Raw genomic sequence first — 25,302 nt, 5'->3', positions numbered from 1 at the left:
GCGTGAACCGTTGTTCGTTCCTTGGGAAAAGCTGTACGAAGAAATACCTGTGCGGATTGAGGCGGAGCTGGCTGCTATAAGGCTTGCGCTTAGTGGATTAAAGGATGAAGAGGAAGGAAGATGAACATGCATGCGAAGCTGGTTGCCGTCAACGATGGCTGGGTCAAGCAAGGAATCGACAATCAAATAATGGATATCGGCAGCCGCTTCTATGGTGGTATAGCCGAACCGGATAATGGAGTTGCTTGGCCGACCCACATGGGAACGCCAACGATTATGGCGATGTGGGCGTGCTCATTAGTGGATGAACGCTCCAACTATTATCATGACGAACAACTGCTGCGCCGTTTGGAATTGGCTGCGGCATTTATTGTGCGCGAACAGCACGAGGATGGAACGATATCGCCCGGCTGGACCAATATGCATTCGCCGCCAGATACTGCTTTTGCCGTTGTTGGACTTGCTCAGCTGCTTGAATTGCTGATGAAGCATGAATGGACAGAGCTGGAACAGGCTAGGGCGGACATTAGAAAATTTCTGGAGCGTTCTGCGCCAGCATTGCTGACAGGCGGCTGTCATACACCGAACCATCGTTGGGTTTTGACAGCGGCACTTGCATTTCTGCATCGCTTGACTGGCCATGCGGAGCTGATAGCTCGCGCCGATCAATGGCTGGCTGAGGGTATGGATTGCACGGAGGATGGAGAATGGACGGAGCGCAGCAATGGTATTTATAACGGCGTGAGCGACGTCATGCTGTTCCACGCTGCTGAGCTGCTTGGAAGACCCGAGCTTCTGGAGCCGGTTCGCCGCAATTTGCGGATGATGGCTTATCTCATTCACCCGGATGGAGAGGTCGTAACGGATTATTCCGGACGCCAGGATTTTGGACAATTGTTTGACATGTCCAGCTATGCACTCGTAGCAAGTCTTATGGCGCATCGTGATCAGAATGCTCTATTTGCTGCGTTGGCTGAGCTTGGAATCGAGGCGCTTAACCATCCGGGAGCGATCTCGAACAATGTATTTCTAGGGTATTTGCTTCATCCGGAGCTGAAAGAGTCTGGTGTGGAAAGCGGCAGTCTACCCGATCATTATCGCGTTGTCATCAATGGAAAATTTAATCGTCCATATTATTTAAATCAGATGGCGTCTGCTGGTCATGATGGAAAAATCTATCACAGCCGTCTGCATCCCGAATTCGGCGCACCTGTTGCCCGGCAGCGAGAGGGTCAAACGAGTGTAACGGTTATGACGGAGACGAATTCGTTTTTTGCCCTTCGGCATGGAGCGGCGCGGCTGCTTGGTGTGCAGGTTAGCAGCTCGTTCGAGCCAGGGTTTATCAAAATGAACGATATGGAGCAGCTTGAATCGGGCTTCATTCTGACGGGGACGGAATCAAAGGGCTATTATGGGCCGATTCCGACGGATCGTTTGCCTGAAATAGCGAGCAGCGCTGTCAGCCCATGGTATTTGCTGCCGCATCAATTGCGTGAAGTAACGCATCTTCAGAAGCATGATGTACGCATTGAGCTCATTGAATCACCAGACGGCTGGCATATTCGAGTTCAATGTGACAAGCCGGATGTACTTTTAACCCAAATCTCCTTCATCTTCGGTAAGGAAGGGCAATTAGCTGGCGGCGAATTGGCTCCTGCGGAAACAGGCACGCAATTTTGGAAAGCGGGTACTGTTAAATATACGGCTGGCGATGATTGGATTGAAATGGACGGCGCTGCCCATGAGCATTGGGCTAAATCGATTCGTGGCGCGGCATTCCCGTCAGATTGCCAGACGCTTGTCGTCAATGTGCTAACGCCATATGACCGAACGTTTCATATTCGCTTGTCGCCAAGTGATGACAATGGGACGAGTGGGCAGTAATTTAGTAGATGGCTTGGATGCATTACGCATAGCAGATGATGGCTAGCATGGCATTGTGTTTATCTGTGCCGTGCGGCCGCAACAACCGGTAATCAGTAAACCTAGTGCAGTGCTGAGCGATAGCGGCGAAAGCATAAAAGATGATGCTCCCCCAGAAGGGGGGATGGTTTTAGTCTAAGCGGACTCAGGTGCCGCTATTTCCTTATTTTAGGCGATTTTGGAGGGTGAACGGACAGGGAAGCCGTTAAGACGTTTTTTGTAGCTATAAATATTCATAAAGTGGGCGTTTAGCGGCTTCTGAGTCCGCGAACCTACTCATTCCCCTTATCTGCAACAAATAGCTGCTGCTGTGTCCGCCAAATTCCTGTTTGCTATTCTTCTGTTGCTACAGACATCCTCACTGCGTATCCAGGCTATATTCGATCTCTTGAGCTCCATTATTGAAAGTCAAAGAATATGTCCTCATCTTTAATGATGATCCATGGGTTTTTATCCGATGCAGCGACATTTTGCAGTGTATATTTTAGATAGAAAATGTCGTCCTTCCAATATTCTTTGACGTAGACGGCTCTTACATTCGCGTCGCCTTCAATCTGTTCTGGCAGGGAGAAGTCTACTCCATAATAGTTTTTCACATCTTTGCCGCGATAAGGGCTGTTCTGCAAATACTTTAACTGAATGGAATCTGATGTTTTGCCCAAGTAGGCATTTGATTGAAGCTGCTTGAATGCGTCGAATGAGGCGCATGATTGTGTACAAGCTTTCGTGTACTTCCCAGAGTGGATTCTAAAATCATAATAGCTTTGCAACGTTTTAATAATGGCAGCCTCTTCATCGTTTACAGCAGATGGATCAGCGAGCTGTTTTTTTCCTGCATAAGAGGCCTGAAAATTTTCGATTTTATTAATATTATCCTTAGCTAAAAAAATGGTTCGATTAGTACTTAGGTGGTATCCGATATAATAATCAGCTGAAATATCCATTTTAATGAGTGTCAGCGTTTCGTTATCCAATGAGACTCTGGACATTTCAATCTTGCTCTTCTGAGCGTCGTATTTCGTAAGATTAATATATTGCGCATGAATGCCGCTAAGGTATATCGAAATAACTAAAGTGAGAGCTGCAACGAAAATAATGCTTATTTTAGCCGTTGATTCTTTGGTTTTAATTTGATATGAAATAAATAGGATAAAGAAAAAAACATTATAAAAAAGTATATTTTGCATACTTAACGGCAGATGTAAATCTTTATTCAACGTGAAAATTTGAAATAAAAGCATTGAAAAGATTAAGACCAAAAAGATGACACTATGTAGTGGGTAAAAAAAGCGATGTCTCCGATTTCGGAATAAGAAAAACAAAAAACGCCTTAGTTTCACATTTGAGCGGTTCGGTGCCTTACGCGGCTTTCTTCTAGCCTTTTGCGACTCCAATATAGCTATCGTTATAACAGGTTGTGCTAAAAAGAAGGAGAAATAAATACCGTTAATCCAATACAGGCTTTGAGATACAGGGTAAAATGTTAAAATATTTTTGAATATAAACAGATCACCGAAATAAGGATGAAAGGAGCCTTGTACATACACAAGTCCGGCGGTATAAACGACAAATGGCACAAACCATAGCTCTTGCAGCAGCTTCAAAATATTTTTCAACCTATCAGACATTCAATGATTCTCCCTTGCAGCATTTTAGTAAAATAGTCCTATCCTTTTTATCGGATTATGAACACCAAAAATGTATAATACTAGATTTTCAGCGCAAAAAAAATACCCTGAGAGCTGAACGTATTCAGCTAGCTCAGAGCATATATAATGCGGTAGCCTGTCCTTTGAAAAATAATTTTGCCACGCCAGTTGCTAGCCGATCATAATTTTACCTTCCGGATAACGATACAGCTCCTTCTTCTCCTGCGTTGGAACGAGTGTAAACGCCAGCGTCAGCGGCCCGAGCCGCCCAGCGAACATCATAATGATAATCAGCACCTTGCCGATTACGGTCAAATGCGGTGTCAAGCCAAGCGATAATCCGGTTGTACCGAAAGCCGACGTCACTTCAAACAGCAGAACGAGGAAATCGACATCCTCGGTCGTAGATAAAATCATTGTAAATAAAATAATCGCCGCCAGCGATGCAATCGTAATTGTCAGCGCCTTGTACACGCGATCCTTCGCCAGTCTTCTGCGGAAAAAAACAACATCCTCGCGGCCGCGAATCATCGCAAACACCGCTCCTATCAGAATCGCAAACGTCGTCACCTTAATGCCGCCGCCCGCAGAGCCGGGTGACGCACCAATGAACATGAGCAAAATAATGAGAAACTGCGTTGCATGGCGCATTGATGGAATATCAAGCGTATTGGCGCCGCCTGAACGCGGCGATATACTTTGGAACAATGAGCTGTACAGCTTGCCGCTTATGCTAAGCGGTTCTAGTGTTTTGGTATTCGTAAACTCAAAAATAAAAATAACGGCTGCACCTGCAACAAACAAAATGCCTGTTGCATACAGCACAACCTTGGAGTGAAACGACAGCTTGCGCGTTTTGGGATAATCCCACATTTCCGCCAGAACGATAAAGCCGATCCCGCCGAGAAAAATAAGCGCAATGACGATCACATTAATGATTGGGTCGTTGACATGATTGACAAAGCTGCTGAACGGACCGTTCATCGGGCCCATAATATCAAATCCAGCATTGGTGAACATCGACACGCTATGAAAAATACCGAAGTATAGCGCCTTGCCAAAGGGCATTTCCGTTGACCAGCGCAGTGCGAGAACGAGAGCGCCTACCCCTTCGATTGCAAAAGCATAAATGAGCACGCGCCGAATGAAGCGGACGATCCCCTCCAGCGAGGATTGATTCATTGACTCCTGCAGCAGCAGCCGCTCGCGCAGCGATATTCGTTTGCGCAATGCAAGGGCGAACAGCGTAGACATCGTCATAAAGCCAAGCCCGCCAATTTGCATAAGTACGAGAATAACGAGCTCGCCAAAGGTCGAATAGTGGATGCCGGTATCGACGACGACAAGCCCCGTTACGCAAACAGCGGAGGTGGCTGTGAACAATGCGTCAATGAGCGGCGTTGCGTGATGGTTTGCCGAGGCATAAGGCAGGGAAAGCAATAGAGTACCAACCGCAATAATCGCGAGAAAGCCGAGCGTAAGAATTTGCGGCGGAGTCATTTTTAGAAAAATAGTTCGTAGTCTGAGCACACAGTTAATCCCCTTTATAGGTAACGAAACAATGGTGTAGTTGAAAAACGAGCTTGTGCTGCCGAGGGCAGGCACAGCCGTTTGCGCTTGAAATATAAGGATGCATAAGTATTGTTATTATTATAATGCTTATATTTCTACGCGAAACGAGCTGTTGTTGTCATTAACCGACAACGCCGTTTGCGCTTGAAATATAAGACTAATAAGTTTTATTCTTATTAATGCTTATATTTCTACGCGAAACGAGCTGTTGTTGTCATTAACCGACAACGCCGTTTGCGCTTGAAATATAAGACTAATAAGTTTTATTCTTATTTAATACTTATATTTCTACGCGAAACGAGCTTGTGCTGCCGAGGGCAGGCACAGCCGTTTGCGCTTGCCACCTCATTATCTGGTATAATAGGCCAATATGCAACAGGAGGCGCTGGGGCGCCGCGATTAGGGAGGACAATAATGAAATCAAGATATATAGCAGGCATTTCGCTTGCCGTTATGGGGGCAGGCTTTATTACGACGAGATGGTGGCTGCCAGACAACGCCTGGACGCATTTGCTGGAAAGCGGCTTCGAAGCAGGTCTGGTTGGCGGGATCGCCGACTGGTTTGCTGTGACCGCGCTGTTCCGCCATCCGATGGGCATTCCTATTCCGCATACGTCCTTGCTGCTCAAAAACCGGGCGAAAATCGTTAACTCGCTCATTAGCGCGATGGAAAATGAACTGCTGAATAAAGACAGCATTACCCGCAAGCTGTCGGGCTTTAAGCTGTTCGCTGGTGCGGCATCGGCAGCGACCAAGCTGATTGGCAAGCGCAGGTTCAGAATGGCGGCTGTCGATTTTGCCCAGTCGGCTGTTGAGCGATTGCCTTTGGAGCGTATTAGCAGCGTGCTGCATAGCTTTTTGGCGGATTATGTGAAAAAGCAGGATTTTACGCCAATCGTACGCAAGCTGGCGGATCGTTTCGTCCATGAGCGCTGGGATGAACGGGCGCTGGATTATGGCCTTGAGCATGTAGGCCACTGGATTCGCAAGCGTGAAACCGAGGAAATGCTCGGCAAGCTCGCTTTTAAGAAGCTGGAGGAGCTTAAGGTCGGCGGCTTCATGGGGTTTGCGCTGCAAGCCTTCGTCGGCTTTATGAACGAGGAAAAGCTCGGCGGCTTGATTCAGAACATGCTGCTCTCTACGATGCAGGAGCTTTCTTATCCTGGGAGCCCGCATCGGCAGAAGCTGCTGCTTGAGGTAAGAGCCCAGGCGGAGAAGCTTGCCGATAACGAAGAGCTCATGCTCAAGCTGAAGCAGCTAATTGAACAGGGTGCGGACAGCGTAGAAACGGAACGCTTCATCCATCTGCGTCTGGAGGAGCTGCGGCAGCTTGTGCTGGATAAGCTGGAGGAGCAGCATCGCAGCGGTGGGCGCGCAATCGTACAGGGATACCGTTTTGCAACGGATTATTTGAACGGCAAACAAGAGATGCTAGCCAATTGGGAAAACGGCATTCGCGGCTATCTCGTGCGACTTATTGAGAATAATCATTACCGCATCGGTGCGCTTGTTCGGGATAATCTCGAACGGATGGATGACAAGGCGCTCGTCTCGATGCTGGAGGAAAAGGTCGGCAACGATTTGCAGTGGATTCGCGTCAACGGCGCATTATGCGGCTTTGTCGTAGGCGTCATTTTGTCCTTTTTCTAATAGCAATTTCGGCCATTTACATTTATAGGGGACAGCCTGAATCTTTTGTGATAAGATCAAACTACAAAATGACCAATGAATGATAAAGAGGATTGACATGGAACGAGGTGCCTTTGCGCACGTCAAAGGGTAACAGGGAATCGGGTGCAAATCCCGAGCGGTCCCGCCACTGTAATCAGGGAGTTTTCCTTCACCAGCAGGAGTCACTTGGCCATGCTTAAGGGCAGCCGGGGAAGACGAAGGAAAATGATGATCTGCTAGCCAGGAGACCTACCTCGTTCCAGCACCACAGTGCCTTCGCGGAAAGGATAGGTGTACGAACGAAAGCGATTGCTACCAGTCTGTTTGCTGGCGCAACCGTCTATTTCTGCGTACACATGACCGTTTTCCCGGCGAAGGGGAGGCGGTCTTTTTTATTATTCAATATATAGAGAACGGATAGGAGGTTTCCATCCTTACTCTATATTTCTCGGTCTGAACCGCTCCGGATCGCCAGAGGATGGCATTCGGCCGTTTCACCTTGCAAGCTTTACAGAACAATGGGGAGGGTAATGAAACAAATGGTCAAGTTAAAAAGAAAGACGGCAGCAAGCACCGCTTTGCTGATTATCGGCTTCACGCTTTTTTTATTGGTGAATGAGCCGCAAGCTACTTATGCGATGCACATTATGGAAGGATTTTTGCCTGTAGGCTGGGCGATTTTTTGGTGGGTAGCCTTTATACCTTTTTTCATCTTAGGTGTACGTGCTATTCGGAAGATTACCAAGGAAGCGCCAGAGCTTAAGCTGATGCTGGGCTTGGCAGCTGCCTTTACCTTCGTGCTGTCCGCGCTGAAAATTCCTTCCGTTACAGGAAGCAGCTCGCATCCGACGGGAACGGGGCTTGGAACAGTCATGTTCGGGCCGCTGCCCATGAGCGTATTGGGTTCAATGGTATTGCTGTTTCAAGCGGTGCTGCTGGCGCATGGGGGGTTGACGACGCTTGGGGCGAATGCTTTTTCAATGGCGGTTGCAGGTCCTGCTGCGGGCTATGCGATCTATCGGCTGCTGATGCGCTCAGGCAGCAAGCAAGGCCTGGCGATTTTCTCGGCGGCTGCTGTTGCCGATCTGGCAACTTATATCGTCACTTCCATTCAGCTCGCAGTTGCTTTTCCGGCTGTCGAAGGCGGCATTATCGCGTCCTTTATGAAATTTGGCGGTATTTTTGCGATTACCCAAATTCCACTTGCTGTTAGTGAAGGCTTGCTGACGGTATTGATTTGGAACTGGCTGCAATCTTTTAATACGGACGAGCTGTCTATTTTGAAGCGGAGAATGAAAGGGGAACGCGTATAATGAGCCGCAGTGCCAAAAATATTTGGATTTTAGCCATTGTTATTTTACTTGCCGTTGCGCCATTAATCTTCATTAATGCCGAGTTCGGCGGCGCGGATGGGGCAGCGGAGGAAATGATCCAGACGATTGCGCCCCATTATGAGCCATGGGCGTCTCCGCTGACAGAGGTGCCGGGAGAAACAGAAAGCATGCTGTTCGCGCTGCAAGCTGCGATAGGCGCTGGCATTATCGGCTATGTGATTGGCCTATTTAAAGGGAAGTCGGAGAAAACAAAGCAGCAATGATGAAATGGCTGGATACGATTTCTTATTCCAATCGGCTGCGGGATTTATCCGCCTTTTGGAAATGCGGACTTGCAGCCCTGCTGCTGCTGCTTGCCTATCTTGCTCATCCGATCGTGCAGCTGGCTATTTTTGGATGGCTTATGCTGTGGACGGTTGGCTATGCAAGGGTGCCCGCCAAGCTTTATATGGTGATGCTTTTCTCCTCTTGCCTGCTGTTCGTTCTCAGCTTACCAGCGCTGCTTATTGAATTCACTAGCAGCGGTAACAGCGGCAGCGCAGCAGGAGGGCTGGCAGCTGAGAATACAGGCTGGGTGCTCGCTTCATGGGAGCCGATCAGTCTGTATGTGCCGGAGGCATCCTTAGGGATGGCCGGACATATTTTCACGCGTATTCTTGCTTGCTTGGCTTGCCTGTTTTTCATCACCCTGACGACCCCGTTTCCCGAGCTGCTGCAGGTGCTGAAGCGGTTGAAAATGCCGCAAATTGTACTGGAGCTCATGATCATTATGTATCGCTTCATCTTTCTGCTGCTGGATACGGCGGGCGCTATGCTGATCGCACAGCGCGCGCGCGGCGGCCAAAACAGCTTCAAGGGCAAGCTGCAAGGTACGGCAGCTATTGCCGTGAGGCTGTTCGTCAAGACGATGCATCGCTATAAGGGGCTATCGAACGGACTGATGGCGAGAGGCTTCACGAATGAGATCCGCCTTGCGCCTGCTGCAAAGCGGACGGTTCGCCTCCGATATTGGGCGGAAGCTGGGCTGGGCTTAACCCTTTTACTGGCAGTAGAGCTATGGCTTCGGAATGGAGGTGAATAAGCTGGCAGGCAACGATCAGGCATCAACAATCATGGAAATGAATAGTGTAAGCTATACTTACCCCGGAACGGACAAGGCCGCTTTAAACGAGCTAAAGCTGCGCATTCCTGCGAACAAGAAGATAGCGTTGTGCGGGCATAATGGCTCGGGAAAGTCGACGCTTTTTTTGCAGCTTATTGGCATTAATCGTCCGCAATCCGGTTTTGTCAGCTGGCGCGGCGAGCCGCTTTCTTACAAGCCCAGAGAGCTTGCCAGCTTGAGACGGCGTGTTGGTCTTGTTTTTCAGGACCCAGAGCATCAGCTCATCCTGAATACCGCTTATGAGGATATTTCCTATGGGCTGCGCAATGCGGGGCTTCATGAAGAGGAAATAAACAGGCGTACGGGGCGTATCGTCCAGCAGCTGAACTTGCAGGAGCTGGCGCATAAGCCGCTGCATCATCTCAGCCTTGGACAAAAGAAGCGCGTCGCTCTTGCCGGCGTGTTGGCGCTTGAGCCGGAGCTGGTGCTGCTTGATGAGCCGGCTGCTTATCTCGATCCGATATCGGAGCAGCGGCTGGTAGCTGAGCTTGATCGTATTCATGCCAGCGGCATAACGCCGATTATGGCAACGCATGACATGAATATGGCCTATGCTTGGGCGGACTGGATTTTTATTATGCATGAGGGCTGCTGTATATTGGAGGGGACGCCTGAGACTGTATTTGGTGAAGGAGAGCGTCTCAGAAGCCTTGGGCTCACGCTGCCAATGGTGCTGGAAGCCTGGGAAGCATTGCCGTTTGAGCTGCGAGGAGAACAGCAGGCGCCGCGCACGCTCGCACAATTTAAAGAAGCTGTAAAATCTAACAGATATTAAAAAAGCTCCGCTTGCGCTAATTGGCGAATGCGGAGCTTTTGCTTTGTTTTGAAGCGGGGTTGGTCAAGCCGGGGGAGCGGGGACAAGGCAGGCAGGAAAACAGGCTAATATAGATAGGTCATGCCATGCTGCCTGCTGTAGCCGCTCATCTAAATGGTCTCTGCCGCGGGATTCATCAGGCAATAGCCAATGCCCCATACCGTCTGAAGCAGGGAGGCAGATTCGGGGTGGACGCGGCTCAGCTTCTCTCTAATCCGCTTCACGTGGGTATCAATCGTTCGGTAATCGCCGAGTGATTGGTAGCCCCAAATGCGCCGCATCAAATCCTCGCGGGAAATGGGCTGATTAATGTTGGCTGCCATGAACCGGAGCAGCTCATATTCACGGAACGTCAGCTTCACCTTGCTGTTTCCCGCAATCACTTGCCGCGAATCATAATCGAACACGAGTCCTGGCAGCGTGAGATCGGGCGTCTGCTTGCGCTGCAAGGCGCGATAAGCAAACTCCGAGGTGCGGCGAATGATCGCTTTAATGCGGTACATCAGCTCGCGCGGGCTGAATGGCTTAACGACATAATCGTCGGAGCCCGCTTGGAAGCCGTCGAGCAGGTCATCCTCTTCTCCGCGGGCGGAAAGCATAATGACGGGTGTCGATTTTTTCTTCTTGAGCTCGCGGCAAAATTCAAGCCCGTCCATCCCTGGCAAATTACGATCCAGCAAAATCATTGAATAGTTGTATTGCATCGCCTTGAACAAGCCATTGATGCCATCCGAGGCTTCTTCAACGATCCAGCCTTCTTTTTTCAAAAATAGCTTGAGCAGCTTGCGGATATGCTCCTCATCATCCACAATCAGAATGCTATATGGCTGCTGAAATGCCATGGCTCCACACCTCATCTTTATGTTTATATTCACAATTGATAACAATTATCATTATCATTACATGCAGCCCCCATTGTTGTCAACTAAAAAACCTCCGTTTCTTGCCGCATTAGCCGAAGGACAGCCGCGAAAATGACACAATTGCTTATGAGTGCCGATACAGTCCAACAACTGCTCCCAATCGTCGTCTGGCTATTCCCTTTCGAGCAGACAGGGAGCAGAGTATAATGGTGAAATGCAGGCTATGGATGAAGGAGAGAGCTAGGTGACCCCCTTATTAACCTTGGATAACGTATCGAAATATAGAAAACCTCCCGAATGGATTTTTGAGGGGATTACAGCACAGGTGCAGGCCGGGGAACGTATTGCGCTGCTAGGCGCATCCGGACAGGGCAAAAGCACGCTGCTGCGAATCGTGTCGCTGCTTGGTGAGCTGGATGCAGGAACGCTATTGCTGAAGGGACGGACAAGCAGCGAGTGGAAGCCCGAGCAGTGGCGGCGCATCGTGTGTTACGTTGCTCAGACGCCGAGCATGCTGCCGGGATCGGTCGAGCATAACTTGCGAGCGGTAAGCGAGCTGCAAGGGAAGCCGTTCGATGAAGCGCTGGCGAGGCGGTGTATGGAAGGCGTTGGCCTTGAGCATATCGAATGGAGCAAAGAGGCGGAAAGCTTGTCTGGCGGAGAAAAACAACGGACAGCCCTTGCGCGGGCATTAGTGCTTCGTTCCCCGCTGCTGCTGCTGGATGAGACGACTTCATCGCTTGATCCGAAGAGCAAGCGGCAGGTAGAGCAGTTTCTACGCGAATGGTGCTCGAAGGAAGGCGCGGCATTCATCTGGATTACTCATGATCTAGAGCAGGCACGGCAAATAAGCGAGCGTATCTGGTTTATGGCGGAGGGCAGGCTGCTGGAGCAAAGCGCTACGGAAGCTTTTTTCACAAATCCCGGATCGGAGCAGGGGCGCAGCTTTTTAGAAAGTCAGCATGCGCGGGAGCAAGGAGAGGACCCCCATGAATAATATTGCGCTCGCCTGTACGCTAGTATTTGTTGCCATTACGACATTTATCTCAATGAAGCAAAAGCTGGGCCTGGAGAAGGAGATTATTACCGGTACGATTCGCTCCGCTGTGCAGCTGCTGTTTATCGGTTTTTTGCTGCATTTTATTTTTGAGACGAATCATCCGATTTTTATTGTGCTCATTATTATTTCGATGATTACGGTTGCGTCATGGAATGCCGGCTCCCGTGCCATGCCGGTTAAGGGCATCCGGCTGCGCATTGCGCTTACATTGGCAGGCACGGAGGCGGTAACGCTGGCCTTGCTGCTCTCGCTTCGTATTATTGAGCCTGAGCCAAGGTATATCATCCCGGTCAGCGGGATGATTATCGGCAGCTCCATGATCGTATGCGGCCTCTATTTAAACCATATGAAACGGGAGCTTGAAGCGTCGCGGGGAGAGATTGAGACGCTGCTGGCGCTTGGAGCGACCGCAAAGCAGGCGATTCGCCAAGCCGTGCGCCGGGCAGTGCGCTCCAGTCTCATTCCTACGCTGGACGGCATGAAGACGGTTGGACTCGTACAGCTGCCAGGCATGATGACAGGAATGATCGTCGCTGGGGCAGACCCGATTGAGGCGGTCCGCTATCAAATATTGATCGTCTTTGCGATGTCGGCTTCGTCGTCTCTGACGTCAATTGTGCTCAGCATGCTGACGATGCAGCTGTGGTTCGCTAAAGATAACGGCAGGCTGCTGTAAGCAGCTTGGAAGGTGTTTACTTAGAGGAGGGACGATGAAGTGGAAAGAAGGGGTATTTTTCAGGGGCAACTCATGCAGGCCGAGCAGCATCCTCGTGTAGTAGCTTATTATTTTAAGGAATGGAATGGCTTCGAAATGGCTTACCACCAGCATAGCGCTGTTGAAATTATGTATGTCATATCAGGCGATTGCACGGTAGAGCTGCCGAATAAATCCATCCCGATGGAAAAAGGGCATTTCATCGTCATCGACTCGATGGTCGCACACCGCCTTCTTGTTGCGGAGGGCACCGCATGCCGGATGCTCAATGTTGAATTTATTTTTAGCCATACTGGTGTGGGACTTCCTTCCCTTAAACAACTGGCGGAGACAGATCATGCGCTTGCGGCGCTGCTTGCTGTGCAGCATGATTATTTGCTGCTTTACGATCCAAGCGATGTGTATCAAATGCTGAAGGCGCTCGTGCTGGAACTGGACGGCAAGCGGCGCTCGGAGCCGCTTCTCACTGCACTTCAGCTGACGCAGCTGCTTGTTCAAATTGGCAGGCTTGCACAGGAGGCCTCCAGCCAGTCGCATGATGCATCGGAGTTTTATGTGGGCGAGAGCCTCGCTTTTATTCAGCAAAATTATGACCGCGATATTCAGGTTAAGGATATTGCGGCTGCGGTAAGGCTGCATCCGGGGTATTTCCACCGTATATTTAAAGCGGGTACGGGTAGCTCGGTTATGGACTACGTCATGCGCTTTCGGATGGAGAAGGGGCGAATGCTGCTGGAGCAGACCGATATTCCGGTCAGTGATATTTGCCATTATGTTGGCGTGAACAGCAGCCAATATTTCAGTACTCTTTTCAAAAAATATACGAATGAAACGCCGCTTGCCTATCGCCGCGCGGTGCGCAAGGAAGTGGAGCGCTAATTGTTCGTTTAGGATATAAAGTTAGAATTTTATACAAAGAAGCAAAATAGAAGTTATAATTGTGCAAACGCCTTCATGCTGCCGGTGCTACAATTAGCATATTGTTCACTACTACATTGCGAGCCATTGGAGGCGTAAATCAATGTCATTTAAAGTTGCATTTATTGGAGCAGGAAGTATTGGTTTTACTAGAGGATTGCTGCGTGATTTGCTGACTGTACCAGAATTTAATCATATCAAAGTCGCTTTTCAGGATATTAATCCGCAAAATCTCGACATGGTTACCCAGCTTTGCCAGCGCGATATTAATGAGAACGGATTAGAAATTGAGATCGAGCCTACGACCGATCGCCGCGAAGCGCTGAAGGATGCACGTTACATTTTTGTAACGATTCGTGTCGGTGGCTTGGAAGCTTTTCAGACCGATGTGGACATCCCGCTCAAATACGGCATAGACCAATGTGTGGGCGATACGATTTGTGCGGGCGGCATTATGTACGGTCAGCGGGGCATCGTCGAAATGATGAATATTTGCAAGGATATCCGCGAGGTGGCGGAGCCAAACTGCCTGCTGATGAATTATGCGAACCCGATGGCGATGCTGACGTGGGCCTGTAATAAATATGGCGGTGTACGAACGATTGGCTTATGCCATGGTGTTCAGGGCGGACATGCGCAAATTTCTGAAGTATTTGGCCTTCCGCGGGAAGAGGTTGACATTATTTGCGCAGGTATCAATCATCAAACGTGGTATGTGCAAATTAAACATAATGGCGAGGATATGACGGGCAAGCTGCTGGAGGCCTTTGAACAGCATCCGGAATTCAGCAAAACAGAGAAGGTGCGCATCGACATGCTGCGCCGCTTCGGCTACTACAGTACGGAATCCAACGGTCATTTGAGCGAATATGTGCCTTGGTACCGCAAGCGTCCTGAGGAAATTCGCGACTGGATCGATCTTGGAACGTGGATTAATGGTGAAACGGGCGGTTACTTGCGCGTATGCACAGAAGGGCGCAACTGGTTCGAGACTGATTTCCCGAACTGGATGAAGGAAGAGCCTAAGGTCTACGCCAAGGAGCATCGGGGTCAGGAGCATGGCTCGTACATTATCGAGGGGCTGGAGACGGGACGGGTGTACCGCGGCCACTTCAACGTCGTTAACAATGGCGTAATTGCCAATTTGCCGGATGATGCGATTATAGAAGCGCCGGGCTATGCGGATCGGAACGGCATCAGCATGCCGCATGTCGGTGATTTACCGTTAGGCTGCGCGGCTTTGTGCAATGTGAGCATTTCCGTTCAGCGGCTGGCTGTCGAAGCGGCGATTCAGGGCGATGACAAGCTGCTGCGCCAAGCGATGATGATGGACCCGCTGGTCGGAGCCGTTTGTAACCCGAATGAGATTTGGCAAATGGTCGATGAAATGCTTGTTGCCCAGGAGCAATGGCTTCCGCAATACGGAGAGGCAATTGCTGCCGCAAAAAAACGTTTGGAAAATGGTCTTGCCATTCCGGTGCGCAGCTATGAAGGAGCAGCGCGTCTGAAAACAAAATCGGTTGAAGAAATGCAGAGCAACCGTGAGGAAGCAAGTCGCAATGCGGGGGAGTCGGATAAGGCCATTGATCGTCCTGCCGCCGCAACTACAGAATGGTAAAATATTACTAAATATTACCTTGTGTACAGGGAGGAGTGGATTTGTTATGATAATCAATAAATTATTTGGTTTACAAAATAGTAGTTGACTACATTGGTTTAGACTTGGAGTGATTGACCGTGGGGAAGCAAAAAAAGGTTACGATGCAGGAAATTGCGGATCGGGTAGGCGTATCCAAATATGCGGTATCCAAAGCTCTATCGGGAAAATCGGGCATTAGCGCCGTTACGCGAAGCAAAATATTTGAAATGGCCTCGCAGCTTGGCTACATGAACCAGAAAAGTGCCAAAAAGCTGCCAAGCAGCAAGCATACGAACGAGGAAGAGCATCAAATTGTCGGCATACTCATTCCGAATATTCGCAGCCAAAACAAGGAGTCGGGCTATTGGGGCAAAGTGCTTGATGGCATTTCCAAAAGCTTGGAGGCAAAGGGGCTGGGCTCCGTCCTTATATCGGATGATTCGCCGCGAAATTTCAACCTCGTCATGAAGCCTGAAGGCTTAATGGGTATTATTGGTGTGGGCTTGATCGCTACACCGATGCTGGTCGAGTTGCGCAACAAGGCCATTCCGTTTATTTTGGTTGACCATGAGGATGAGCTGCTGGAATGCGACAGCATCTTTATGAACAACTATGATATCATTCGCAAGCTGGTCAAGTTTTTGATCGGCAAAGGCCATACTCGCATTCAATTTATCGGGGAGCTTGGTTATTCCCGCAGCTTTATTGATCGCTGGAGCGGCTTCCGCTCGGTTATGGACGAGTGCCGGCTTGAATATGTGCCTAATGAGGGCTTGCTTAAAGTAAAGCCGACGCTGGACGAGTTTAATTTGAATTTGCTGCAGTCCAGTCTGATAGAGCTTGAAGCCAGCCGTTTTCCAACTGCATTCGTATGTGCAAATGACCAAATTGCCTTGCTCGCAATGAATGCTTTGCAGCGGCTTGGCAAGCAGGTTCCCGAGCAATGCTCCTTAACGGGCTTTGACAACAATCTTGAAATATTAGGCGAAACGCCAATGATTACGACGGTAAATGCAGAGAAGGAGGCGCTTGGTATTAAGGCCGTTGAACTGCTGCAATGGCGGCTGGAAAACGCGCCTATGCCCTATGCGAAAATTTTGCTGCAAAGCGATTTAATTATTCGGGAAAGTGTAGGTGATCCTGTAAATTAATAAAGATAAATTTGTTAGGTTTTAAGTTGTAGATCAGCAAAGGCGATATAGCTTCACTAAAAGGCGGTTAGCGGGGAAATCTCCTCGTTAAACCGTCTTTTTTTGCGGGATAAAGCAGATTTTTGTTTCTTGTTATTGTTGTAAACGCTTTAAGTAAACCTCAGTTATTTATTATAAACATAACATTCAATAAAAATTAGGTTGACATTGTTTACGCTTTCATACTACTATTGGTTTACGATATACAGGGTTCAACAAAGTTCGACCATTTATCCCGCGCTGAAAAGAGGTCTTGCCATGCTTGAAAAAAAACAAAGCCGCTGGAAAATTACGGGGCATGATATTGCCGGCTACGTATTTATCTCTCCTTGGCTAATCGGTTTTCTGCTGCTGACGCTGTGGCCGATTTTACAATCGTTCTACTTGTCCTTCACCGATTATTCGCTGCTGGATTCACCAACGTGGACCGGGACGGATAATTACGAGAGCATCTTTACGAAGGATAGGCTGTTTATAAAATCGCTAACGGTCACCTTCACCTTCGTATTGCTTGCCGTTCCGATTAAACTGTTTTTCTCGCTAATGGTTGCGATTTTACTTAACAAGAAGGTAAGAGGCCTCAACTGGTATCGCACGGCCATTTATTTTCCATCGCTAATCGGCGGCAGCATTGCGGTATCCGCACTGTGGAGAAACATGTTTGGCCTAGATGGCTACGTCAATCATGTGCTTGGCTGGTTCGGCATTGAAGGAATTGGTTGGATATCCAATCCGGATACGGCACTAGGCACATTGATTTTGCTGAACGCTTGGCAGTTTGGATCAACGATGGTTATTTTTCTAGCGGGGCTTAAACAAATTCCGAAAGACCTCTATGAATCGGCTTCCGTTGATGGAGCGAGCAAGCTTCGCCAGTTTTTCAAAATTACGATTCCGATGCTCTCGCCTGTTATGTTCTTCAACCTTGTGCTGGGCATTATCAACGCCTTCCAAATGTTTACCTCTGCTTTCATCATTACACAGGGCGGCCCGGCAAACGGAACTTATATGTACGTACTGTTCTTATACGAGAAGGCATTTAAGCAGTATGAAATGGGTTATGCATCAGCGCTTGCTTGGATATTGCTCGTCATTATCGCGGCCTTTACAGCTATTAATTTCTTAGTATCGAAATATTGGGTGTTCTATGAATCGGATGGGGGGAAAGCCAAATGAGATCAGAAAAGCTAGCTGGACTTCGTACCCATTTGATTTTGCTCCCATTTTCGCTGCTGATGCTTTATCCGGTTATTTGGTGGGTTGGGGCATCGTTCAAAAGCATGGCTGAGCTTGGAGAGCCGTCGCTATGGCCGACCGTCTTCATGTGGGAAAACTATTCGAACGGCTGGAGCTTCTCGCCCCAGTTCACCTTTGCCACCTTCTTCGCAAACACCTTAATGATGGAGTTTTGGAACGTCATTGGCGGCGTCGCCACAGCAGCGCTTGTTGGCTACGGCTTTGGCCGTCTGAACTTCAAGCTTCGCAATTTCTGGTTTTCCATATTGCTGCTCACGATGATGCTGCCGGCTCAAGTAACCGTCGTGCCGCAATATATATTGTTCAACAAGCTAGGGTTCACGGACAGCTATGTTCCGCTTATTCTCCCGCATTTCTTCGGCGGCGGCGCCTTCTTCGTCTTCCTGGTCGTCCAGTTTGTACGGGGCATTCCGCGTGAGCTTGATGAAGCGGCGCAAATTGATGGGGCATCGGTATATGGCATCTTCTTCCGCATTATCGCACCGCTCATTAAGCCAGCGCTTGTCACTGTAGGGATTTTTACCTTCCTATGGAGCTGGGATGACTTCTTCTCGCAGCTGCTTTACCTCAGCTCAGTCGAGAAATTTACGGTTGGTCTGGCGTTGCGGATGTTTATTGACCAATTCGAAGTCCAATGGGGACAATTGCTTGCGATGTCACTATTATCTGTCGTTCCGTCGGCGATATTGTTCTTCGTCGCCCAGAAGCATTTCGTAGAAGGCATCGCGACAACAGGGATTAAAGGGTAAAGCTTCAAGCCTTTTACCGCGAAACTTTACCGCGAAACTTTACCGCGAAACGTTAGCTTTACCGCCAAAGGACGGCTTCGGCTGTTTGCGCTTAACGATCGGCTTCAACAACATTTATATAAAAAAGGGAGTGTTCTACGCATGAAAACACAAAGAAAATGGTTGAAATGGCTGCCTGTTACACTGATTTCGGTTCCCCTCGTTCTCTCTGGCTGCGGCTCAAACAGCGGTGGCAGTACAACTCCAGCGAGTACGGCGCCAGCGGCTTCGTCTGCGGGAAATGCCGATGCTGCGGCAAAGCTGAAGATGATGTGGTGGGGCTCGCAGGCAAGACATGATGCCACGCTTAAGGATTTGGAGCTGTATACATCGAAAAATCCGAACGTGACGTTCGCGCCTGAGTATACAGCATGGGACGGTTATTGGGAGAAGCTGCCGACGCTAGCTGCATCGAACACGCTGCCAGATGTGCTGCAGATGGATGCCGCTTACATTCAAGGCTATGCGAAACGGGGTCTGCTGGCGGATCTTTCCGATATTGATCTGTCTGGCGTCGTAGATGCACAGGTTTTGGAAAATATTAAAATTGGCGGCAAGGTGTACGGCGTTCCTCTCAGCTATAACGGACAAGGCATCGTCTACAATAAAGAGGCGCTGGATGCGGCGGGAGTTAAGCTTCCAGCGAGCAACTGGTCGTGGGATGATTTTTTCGCTTATGCGAAAGAGGCGCACGAGAAGCTGCCGAAGGGCCAATACGGCATTGACGATATGACGAACATTTGGGAATTTTATCAATATTATCAAACCTCTCAAGGCAAAGGGCCAATCTTCAAGGACGGTACGACGTTTAATCTCGATAAAGATACTTGGATGAAGTTCCAGCAAATTTATGCGGACTTCCGCAAAGCTGGCATCGTGCCCGCAGCAGACCAGCAGCTATCCTTTAAGGAAAATGATCCGCAGCTCGATTCGATGGCTTCAGGCAAAGTGATGCTGAGAACCGCATCTGTCGGCTCGGCAAGCGTTATTGAATCCTTGCTTCCCGGCAAGCTTGGAGTAGGCAGTATTCCGATTGGCGAAGCTGGCGGCGGCTGGGCGCAATCGACGATTTTCCTGTCTGTGAGCGAAGGCTCGGCTAACAAGGAGCAGGCGAAGGCGTTCATTAAATGGTTCGTGGCCGATAAAGAATCCGGCAAGACGCTTGGACTGACACGCGGTATTCCAATCAATGAAGAGGTGTTCAAGGAGCTTGAGCCGACACTTACGTCCGGTGACTTGTTTGCTAAAGAGCTGCTGGAAGCGGCCAAACCGAAAGCATTGCCTTTCTATCCAGCTCCAGCAGGTGCCGAGGATTTCGTGAAAACGTACAAATCCGAGATGGAAGCGGTTATGTTCGGACAAGTAACGCTTGAGGAAGCTTACCAAACGCTGCTCGATAAAGGGAAAGACGCAGAAGCGAAGCTCAGCAAATAAGGATAGCGAATTGAAATTGTAAAAAAAAGCACGGTGGAACAGCCATAGCGCGGAGAAGGCCCAGCTGATAAATCGCAAGCGATTGGAGGCGGGTCTTTTCGCGTTTCACGTATTTTTTTCAACATACAGCTAGAGATAAATTGGAGGATGAGAGCCCTATGAAAATAACAGACTGGCGATTGCAGCATTTTGAGGTAGGGGAGAAGCCTCCTCTTCAGGTAGCGGCACCAGGACTTGACGACCGTTTTTGGATGACGGCGAACGTTCCCGGCGATGTGCATTCCACACTGATTGATCGGCGCATTATTGAGCATCCCTATTTTGGGCATAACGACATCAAATGCCGCTGGATCGAGCAGAAGGAGTGGTGGTATCGAGCGCAGTTCGACTATGAGATTCATGAGCGGCATGACGGTCACGGGGAGCGGCATGAGCTGATTTTTGAAGGGCTGGACACATTTGCGACGATCTTCGTCAATGGACTGGAAATCGGAACAGCGGAAAATATGCACCGCATTTATGTTTTTGATGTGACGAGGGTCATGCGTCCGGGCAAAAATGCGATTGCTGTCCGCTTTGACCCGCTGCATTTGCATCATCAGGATAAGGAGCAATTCCAGTGGTCCTCCTATACGAAGGAACGTCCATGGCTGCGCAAGGCTGCGATGAACTTCGGCTGGGACTGGGGACCGCGAATGGTGACCGTCGGCATTTGGGGCGGCGTTCGTCTGGAGCGCAGACGTGTCGCTAAGCTCGACAGTGTATTCGTTCAAACGTTATCGGCTGGCAAGGAAGCAGCAGCCTTGAGAGTAGCCGTTGATGCGGTTGCCTATCATAAGCAGGCGCAGCTGACTGCTGAAATCAAGCTGTTTACGAGGGAGGGCGAGGTCGCGGCATCTGCGGCGATTTCCGTAAAAGGCGGACGCGAGACGGCGGCGGAACTGGTCGTAAAGCAACCGCAGCTATGGTGGTCGCATGATCTTGGCGAGCCGTATTTGTATGAGCTTGAGGTGCAGCTGCTTGCGGCTGGCGAGCAGGTTGACAGCTATCGCAAGCGCTGCGGCATTCGAACAATTGAGCTGCAGCTGGAGGATAAGGCTGGAAAGCCCGCCTTTGCCTTCCTGCTGAACGGAGTCAAGCTGTTCGCTAAAGGCTCCAACTGGATTCCGGCAGACAGCTTTATTGGAGCGGTGAAGGACAAGCGTTATACCGATCTCATCGAGCTGGCTGTCGATTCCAATATGAATATGCTGCGCATTTGGGCTGGCGGCATTTATGAGAAGGATGTTTTTTACGAGGAATGCGATCGTCTTGGTGTGCTCGTCTGGCAGGATTTTGCCTTTGCAAACGCACTATTCCCCGATTTCAATCGTAATTTTATGGAAAATGTGAGGCAGGAAGCGATTGATAATGTGAAGCGCCTGCGCAATCATCCGTCGCTTGCCTTATGGTGCGGCAACAACGAAATTGACTGGCTGTATGATATGAAGTCGGCTGGCGGGGATATTACTTGTCCCTTCTATGGGGAGAGCATCTACCATGAGCTGCTGCCGGAGGTGCTGGAGCAATATGACAGCAGCAGGCCGTATTGGCCTTCGTCGCCTTATGGCGGCAATGATGCCAACGATCCTGATGTCGGTGACCGTCACAATTGGCAAGTATGGCATGGCTCGGTGTACCCGCGCAAATTCGGCGAGGCGCCGCTGCTTGATTACAGTATTGAAGGCGTCACGTTCAAAAATTATAAAAAGGATTTCACCCTGTTCAGCAGCGAGTTCGGCATGCACGCCTCGGCGAACCGCTATACGCTGGAGCGCTATATCCCGGAAGGCGAATTTTATTGGGGCAGCGTAGAGCTGGCGCATCGCAACAAGGATACGAACCACCAGAAGGGCATTTTGCTCATGGAAGGTTATACAGGCATTCCGCAAAATATCGAAGAATATATGAACTTCTCCATGCTCACGCAGGCGGAGGGCTTAAAATATGGCATTGAGCATTACAGGCGCAATAAGCATCGCACGAGCGGAGCGCTCGTCTGGCAGCATAATGACAGCTGGCCAGGCACGAGCTGGTCGCTGATTGATTATGAGCTGCTGCCGAAGGCTTCTTTTTATTATGCGAAAAAGTTTTACCATCCGCTCCTGCTGTCGCTCGATTATGAGCCAGGGCAGCCGCTCTGCGTATGGGCTGTTAATGACCGGCTGTCAGCGCATGAGGGCGAAGTGCTGTTCCAGTGCTTTACTCTTGATGGCGCCTTGGTGTATGAGCAGAGCTTTGACGTCAAGCTGCCGCCAAATACGGCAATTCAATTGGTCGAGCTTGCAGAGGCAGAAGTGCTAGGCGATGCTGCGCCAGAGCAGGTCATTGTGAAGCTGTCCGCTCCTTTGTTGGACGCGCCGGACAATTATTATTATTTACGTGATCATCGGGAGCTCAGCCTGCCGAACAGCACCCTTGCAGCGACGTTTAATGAGCAGGAGCAGACGATTACAATCGTGGCTTCGGGCGGTGTTGCGCGTCTGGTGAAAATCACTGTGAAGCAGGGCAACGTTCGCTTCAGCGATAACTATTTTGACCTGCTGCCGGGTGAACTGGTTACGGTCACCTTGCAGCAAGCAGACGGGCAGCCTCTGCGATCTGAGACGCTGGAAGTGTCCGCTCTCAATGCTGACAAGGCCGACATACATTTTAACTAATCTATTCTAATCTACTATCACGATTTTGGAGGACACGATGAACGAAGCGAATATAATTTTAGGTGATTGGAGCTTTAGAGCTTGCGGGGAGAAGGATTGGCTGCCAGCGAAAGTGCCGGGAAACGTCCATTTAGATCTGTTGCGGCAGGAGAAAATAGGCCATCCGTTTTACGGGACGAATGAGCATGGATTGCAGTGGATTGACAAGCAGGATTGGGAGTATCGGGCAACGTTCGGCGTGACGCCGGATATGCTTGCACACGCACAGCTTGAGCTGGTATTTACAGGACTAGATACGTATGCTGATGTGTACGTAAATGGCAAGCATATGCTGTCGGCGGACAATATGTTCCGCAGCTGGAAAATCAATGTTAAGCCGCTATTAAAGCTGGAAGGCAATGAGGTAACCGTCAAATTTCGTTCGCCTATAAACGAGGATTTGCCAAAGCTTGAGAAGCTGGGCTACTCGCTTCCAGCGACGAATGATCAGTCAGAGCTGGGTGGACTTGGCGATAAGAAGCTTAGTGTATTTGCCCGCAAGGCTCCGTATCATTATGGCTGGGACTGGGGTCCGCGCTTTGTGACAAGCGGTATTTGGAGGGAGGTTAAGCTCGTTGCCTGGTCGGAAGTACGGCTGACCGATCTATATATCGAGCAGCAGAAAATAACGTCCGCTCAAGCGGCTCTCAAAATAGTTGCAGAGGTCGAATGCGAGCGGGCTTGGCAAGGGCTGGTACGGGTCGAGGCAGACGGCAGACGCTGGGAGCAGCAGGTTAAGCTGAACGCGGGGGTGCAGTCGGTGGAGCTGACGGCATCTATTACCGAGCCGCGGCTTTGGTGGTGCCGAGGCCTAGGCAAGCCGGAGCTCTATCATTTTGAAGCACGGCTTGTGCAAGCAAAGGATGGAGTCGAGCAGCTTGTGAGCAGTCGCAGCGTAACGACGGGTTTGCGGGCAGTGAGGCTGGTAACCGATCAAGACGAGCAGGGTCATGCTTTTTATATCGAGCTAAACGGCGTTCCGGTATTCGCTAAAGGCGCGAATCATATTCCAAACGACAGCTTTCTGCCTGATGTGACGTATGAGCGCTACCGTCATGAAATTGTGAGTGCTGTGCAATCGAATATGAATATGCTCCGTATTTGGGGTGGCGGCATTTATGAAGCGGATGCGTTTTATGAGCTTTGTGATGAGCACGGCTTGCTCGTCTGGCAGGATTTCATGTTCGCTTGCAGCATGTATCCCGGAGATGAGGCATTTCTGGAAAATGTCCGTCTGGAAGCGGAGGAAAACGTTCGGCGTCTGCGCAATCACCCCTGTATCGCCTTATGGTGCGGCAACAACGAAATCGACACAGCCTGGTCGCATTATGATGAAAATATGGGCTGGGGCTGGAAACGCGATTACACGCCAGAGCAGCGTGAGCGGCTGTGGGCCGATTATGAGGCGATATTCCATCGGATTTTGCCGCAGGCGGTCGCCGGGCTTGGCAATGGTATTGCGTATTGGCCTTCATCGCCGATGCGCGGGCTGACGGGAGACAAGGAGCAGCATGCTTTCAACTTGTCGAGGAGCGGTGATATACACTACTGGGGCGTTTGGCATAACATAGAGCCTTTTGAAAAATATAACGTCCATGTAGGGCGCTTTATGAGCGAATACGGCTTTCAATCCTTCCCTGAGCTGCAAACGGTGCAGCAATATGCGGTGGAGGCGGATATGGCGATTGAATCGGAGGTGATGCTGGCGCATCAGAAAAACGCACGCGGCAACCAACTGATCAAGGAATATATGGAGATGTATTTACGTCAGCCGAAGGATTTTTCGGCATTTCTGTATTTGAGCCAGGTGCTACAGGCAGAAGCGATGAAGACGGCGATTGAGGCTCATAGGCGGAAAAAGCCGTTTTGCATGGGGACGTTATATTGGCAAATGAACGATTGCTGGCCCGTTGCCTCATGGGCGGGAATGGACTATTATGGGCGCTGGAAGGCGCTGCAATATTATGCGGGGCGCAGCTTCCGTGACATGCTAGTATCCTTCGATGATACGAGCGGCAGCTGTGTCGATTGCTATGTATTGTCAGATCGAAATGAGCCCTTCATCGGCGAGCTTGGGCTAGAGCTGCGGTCCTTCACAGGCGAGGTGCTGAAGAAGTTTGCTGTTCCCATATCGCTTCAGCCGAATAAGGGTCATATGGCCTGCTCCATTGAGCTGAAGGCGCTGCTTCCAGAAGATATTGAGCTAGGCTCAGTTGTTCTTGCTGCCAAGCTTAGACAGGATGGACTGCTTGTGGAGGAAAAGGAGCATTATTTCAGGCCGATGAAGGAGCTTGAACTTATAGCTCCTGTTATTAAGGTAAGTGAGATTGAAGGAAGCGGCGGTACGGCCTTTATTCTGGAGACGAATACGCTGGCGAAGCAGGTTCGACTTTCCGCGACCATCGAGGGTATTTTCAGTGACAATTATTTCGATTTACTGCCGAATGAACCGCGTACGATTACGTTTTATGCGCGCAATCCGCAAGGAGATCGGGCTTTCATTGCTGCATCGCCGGGCGAGCTTGCCGTCCATTCGATGACGGATTTTATTTGAAATAGCAAGGAAGGTTAGATA

General features: G+C 49.8%; 19 protein-coding genes and 1 riboswitch. Of the genes, 16 read left to right on the top strand and 3 right to left on the bottom strand.

Features of this window, described 5'->3' with window-relative positions; genetic code table 11:
• The first annotated feature begins 120 nt into the window (after positions 1-120).
• Entirely contained in the window at positions 121-1,884 is a 1,764-nt protein-coding gene (locus V5J77_RS19005) for a hypothetical protein (protein ID WP_338552392.1), read from the top strand.
• Positions 1,885-2,321: 437 nt separating this feature from the next.
• Here V5J77_RS19005 and V5J77_RS19000 read toward each other — a convergent pair whose 3' ends face one another.
• Positions 2,322-3,551 carry a hypothetical protein gene (locus tag V5J77_RS19000; protein ID WP_338552391.1) on the bottom strand — a complete coding sequence of 410 codons (1,230 nt, stop codon included), beginning with the start codon at positions 3,549-3,551 and terminating at the stop codon, positions 2,322-2,324.
• 192 nt (positions 3,552-3,743) lie between these two features.
• Positions 3,744-5,072 (bottom strand): TrkH family potassium uptake protein, encoded by a 1,329-nt coding sequence (locus V5J77_RS18995; protein ID WP_338556922.1) that lies wholly within the window; start codon positions 5,070-5,072, stop codon positions 3,744-3,746.
• Positions 5,073-5,558: 486 nt separating this feature from the next.
• On the opposite strand from V5J77_RS18995, the gene V5J77_RS18990 reads away from it, so the two are divergent.
• The 5 genes from V5J77_RS18990 to V5J77_RS18970 all read left to right on the top strand — a co-directional run bounded on the left by V5J77_RS18990 (position 5,559) and on the right by V5J77_RS18970 (position 10,086).
• Positions 5,559-6,794, top strand: a complete 1,236-nt coding sequence (locus V5J77_RS18990) for a DUF445 domain-containing protein (RefSeq protein ID WP_338552390.1) — start codon at positions 5,559-5,561, stop codon at positions 6,792-6,794.
• 88 nt (positions 6,795-6,882) lie between these two features.
• Positions 6,883-7,087: riboswitch (cobalamin riboswitch) on the top strand.
• A 267-nt stretch (positions 7,088-7,354) separates the two neighbouring features.
• Complete coding sequence (locus tag V5J77_RS18985; protein WP_338552389.1) at positions 7,355-8,128, top strand: energy-coupling factor ABC transporter permease; 774 nt, start codon at positions 7,355-7,357, stop codon at positions 8,126-8,128.
• On the top strand, positions 8,128-8,412 hold the full coding sequence (locus V5J77_RS18980) for an energy-coupling factor ABC transporter substrate-binding protein (protein WP_338552388.1): 285 nt from the start codon (positions 8,128-8,130) through the stop codon (positions 8,410-8,412). Before V5J77_RS18985 ends, V5J77_RS18980 begins: the two co-directional genes overlap by 1 nt.
• Positions 8,409-9,230, top strand: coding sequence for a cobalt ECF transporter T component CbiQ (gene cbiQ, locus V5J77_RS18975; protein WP_338552387.1), 822 nt, complete (start codon positions 8,409-8,411; stop codon positions 9,228-9,230). The genes V5J77_RS18980 and cbiQ overlap by 4 nt, the downstream gene beginning before the upstream one ends.
• Entirely contained in the window at positions 9,217-10,086 is an 870-nt protein-coding gene (locus tag V5J77_RS18970; protein WP_338552386.1) for an ABC transporter ATP-binding protein, read from the top strand. Before cbiQ ends, V5J77_RS18970 begins: the two co-directional genes overlap by 14 nt.
• Before the next feature lie 149 nt (positions 10,087-10,235).
• Here the strand turns inward: V5J77_RS18970 and V5J77_RS18965 are convergent, their stop codons facing one another.
• Positions 10,236-10,967 (bottom strand): response regulator transcription factor, encoded by a 732-nt coding sequence (locus tag V5J77_RS18965; RefSeq protein WP_338552384.1) that lies wholly within the window; start codon positions 10,965-10,967, stop codon positions 10,236-10,238.
• A gap of 265 nt (positions 10,968-11,232) precedes the next feature.
• Here V5J77_RS18965 and V5J77_RS18960 point away from each other — a divergent pair, with 265 nt between their 5' ends.
• From V5J77_RS18960 to V5J77_RS18915, 10 genes are all read left to right on the top strand, one after another.
• Positions 11,233-11,985: an ATP-binding cassette domain-containing protein gene (locus V5J77_RS18960; protein WP_338552383.1), complete on the top strand. Its 753-nt coding sequence runs from the start codon at positions 11,233-11,235 to the stop codon at positions 11,983-11,985.
• On the top strand, positions 11,978-12,724 hold the full coding sequence (gene fetB, locus V5J77_RS18955; protein ID WP_338552382.1) for an iron export ABC transporter permease subunit FetB: 747 nt from the start codon (positions 11,978-11,980) through the stop codon (positions 12,722-12,724). The genes V5J77_RS18960 and fetB overlap by 8 nt, the downstream gene beginning before the upstream one ends.
• A 39-nt stretch (positions 12,725-12,763) precedes the next feature.
• Positions 12,764-13,642: an AraC family transcriptional regulator gene (locus tag V5J77_RS18950; RefSeq protein ID WP_338552381.1), complete on the top strand. Its 879-nt coding sequence runs from the start codon at positions 12,764-12,766 to the stop codon at positions 13,640-13,642.
• A 142-nt stretch (positions 13,643-13,784) separates the two neighbouring features.
• Positions 13,785-15,299, top strand: coding sequence for an alpha-glucosidase/alpha-galactosidase (locus V5J77_RS18945; RefSeq protein WP_338552380.1), 1,515 nt, complete (start codon positions 13,785-13,787; stop codon positions 15,297-15,299).
• A 119-nt stretch (positions 15,300-15,418) separates the two neighbouring features.
• Positions 15,419-16,471: a substrate-binding domain-containing protein gene (locus V5J77_RS18940; RefSeq protein WP_338552378.1), complete on the top strand. Its 1,053-nt coding sequence runs from the start codon at positions 15,419-15,421 to the stop codon at positions 16,469-16,471.
• 297 nt (positions 16,472-16,768) lie between these two features.
• Positions 16,769-17,686 carry a sugar ABC transporter permease gene (locus tag V5J77_RS18935; protein WP_338552377.1) on the top strand — a complete coding sequence of 306 codons (918 nt, stop codon included), beginning with the start codon at positions 16,769-16,771 and terminating at the stop codon, positions 17,684-17,686.
• Entirely contained in the window at positions 17,683-18,516 is an 834-nt protein-coding gene (locus V5J77_RS18930) for a carbohydrate ABC transporter permease (RefSeq protein WP_338552376.1), read from the top strand. Before V5J77_RS18935 ends, V5J77_RS18930 begins: the two co-directional genes overlap by 4 nt.
• A gap of 141 nt (positions 18,517-18,657) precedes the next feature.
• Positions 18,658-19,989: a sugar ABC transporter substrate-binding protein gene (locus V5J77_RS18925; protein WP_338552375.1), complete on the top strand. Its 1,332-nt coding sequence runs from the start codon at positions 18,658-18,660 to the stop codon at positions 19,987-19,989.
• Between the two features lie 158 nt (positions 19,990-20,147).
• Entirely contained in the window at positions 20,148-22,688 is a 2,541-nt protein-coding gene (locus V5J77_RS18920; RefSeq protein ID WP_338552374.1) for a glycoside hydrolase family 2 protein, read from the top strand.
• Between the two features lie 37 nt (positions 22,689-22,725).
• Positions 22,726-25,281 (top strand): glycoside hydrolase family 2 protein, encoded by a 2,556-nt coding sequence (locus V5J77_RS18915; RefSeq protein ID WP_338552373.1) that lies wholly within the window; start codon positions 22,726-22,728, stop codon positions 25,279-25,281.
• Positions 25,282-25,302: the final 21 nt, after the last annotated feature.

Source organism: Paenibacillus sp. KS-LC4 (assembly GCF_036894955.1).
Taxonomy (GTDB): Bacteria; Bacillota; Bacilli; order Paenibacillales; family Paenibacillaceae; genus Pristimantibacillus.
The sequence above is the reverse complement of the archived record's forward strand: the minus strand, read 5'-3'. Positions and strand labels throughout refer to the sequence as shown.